Here is a 1,262-nt window from a genome sequence, read left to right on the forward strand (position 1 = left end):
CCCTGGCGGAGACCATCGTGGATGTGGCCCAGGAGCGGCAGGTTACCGACATAGTCATGGGCAAGCGGGGCCACCGCCCCTGGGAGCAAGTGTTGGTGGGATCCACTTCCCAAGCAGTGTTGGAGACCAGCTCCATTCCGGTGATTTTGGTAGAGGAAGAGGATTTTGGAAAGAGAGGGATCCCCATTCTCGAAGGCGAAAAAAGCTGAGGATCCTCCTTTTTCTCTGGCTGAGTTCTCTATTTAGGTTCATTGATTCGCAATCTCATTGGAATAGCTGCAATACTACATAGTATCGACCGGGTAGGCGCGAATGGCTGCATCTACTGTTGCAATGGTCAATCCATTTTGTAGAGCTTGGCAGATAAGGATTCTGTCGAACGGATCCCGGTGTAGTAGCGGAAGCTTAGCTAGTTGAGCTACACTATCCTCATCAAGGTCAAGACTGGCAATTTGATGTAGGTTTCTTTGTTTGGGTAAGTAAGTTGCAGGATGCTCCGGCAAAGGTAGCTTGCCCAACTGGTGTTTAACAGTGGCTTCCCAGATTGAGATTACGCTCAGGTAAACCTGATTGTTTGCATCGCGAATTGCGTCTCGAAGATGCTCTGAAAGTCGATTGCTACCGCTGATAAACCATAAAAAGATATGTGTATCTAGAAGAATTCTCATTGGCTCTCAAATGCGTTGAGAACATCTTCTGGCAAAGGAGCGTCGAAATCATCTGGAACGACAAATTCACCCGCACACAGACCAAACGGGCGTAACCGCTGACTACTGGAGATAGGTCTGAGCTCAGCGATAGGCTTGCCCGACTTAACAATGACAAGAGTTTTACCCGTCTCCACTTGATGAAGGTACTTTAGGGGATCACGTTGAATTTCATCAACAGTTACAATTGACATCGACTTAGCTCATCTAACTCACTATACTCAAGATACTCAATGGGCAAGCAATCTCTCAAAACTCGATCACCTGAAGCCATCTGGGTAAAAATCCTTGACTAACTGGCTTGATTTGTCCTTCAGCAAAGATGCAAGCCTCCCCATCGAAGTCAAAACCTCGCTCCTCAGCCGCCTACCTTAGAGTACCAGGTACTACACCATGTTCCGCATCAACAGCAATAGCCTAGATCTGACTCAACGCCGAGGAGCTGCTTATGTCCGATTTCCCTTCTGCGTGGCGCTTTATTGTTTTGCTGGGGATCGTCAGCCTCTGCGCCGACGCCACCTACGAGGGGGCCCGCAGCATCTCCGGAGCTTTTTT

The 1,262-nt window shown here is 48.8% G+C and carries 3 protein-coding genes; 1 reads left to right on the top strand and 2 read right to left on the bottom strand.

The annotated features are described in order from the left end of the window. Positions 1-209, top strand: a 209-nt coding sequence (locus NW862_RS12720) for a universal stress protein (protein WP_414427248.1), incomplete at its 5' end; no start/stop codon positions are given. A gap of 75 nt (positions 210-284) precedes the next feature. Here NW862_RS12720 and NW862_RS12725 read toward each other — a convergent pair. Next, complete coding sequence (locus NW862_RS12725; RefSeq protein WP_414336209.1) at positions 285-668, bottom strand: type II toxin-antitoxin system VapC family toxin; 384 nt, start codon at positions 666-668, stop codon at positions 285-287. Further along, entirely contained in the window at positions 665-901 is a 237-nt protein-coding gene (locus NW862_RS12730; protein WP_414336207.1) for a type II toxin-antitoxin system Phd/YefM family antitoxin, read from the bottom strand. The genes NW862_RS12725 and NW862_RS12730 overlap by 4 nt, the downstream gene beginning before the upstream one ends. Between the last annotated feature and the right edge of the window lie 361 nt (positions 902-1,262).

The organism is Synechococcus sp. H55.8, from assembly GCF_047462375.1.
Lineage (GTDB): Bacteria > Cyanobacteriota > Cyanobacteriia > Thermostichales > Thermostichaceae > Thermostichus.

Excerpts from the sequence above, each read along its gene's own strand:
- NW862_RS12730 (WP_414336207.1), bottom strand. The coding sequence starts at position 901 with ATGTCAATTGTAACTGTTGATGAAATTCAACGTGATCCCCTAAAGTAC.
- NW862_RS12725 (WP_414336209.1), bottom strand. The coding sequence starts at position 668 with ATGAGAATTCTTCTAGATACACATATCTTTTTATGGTTTATCAGCGGT.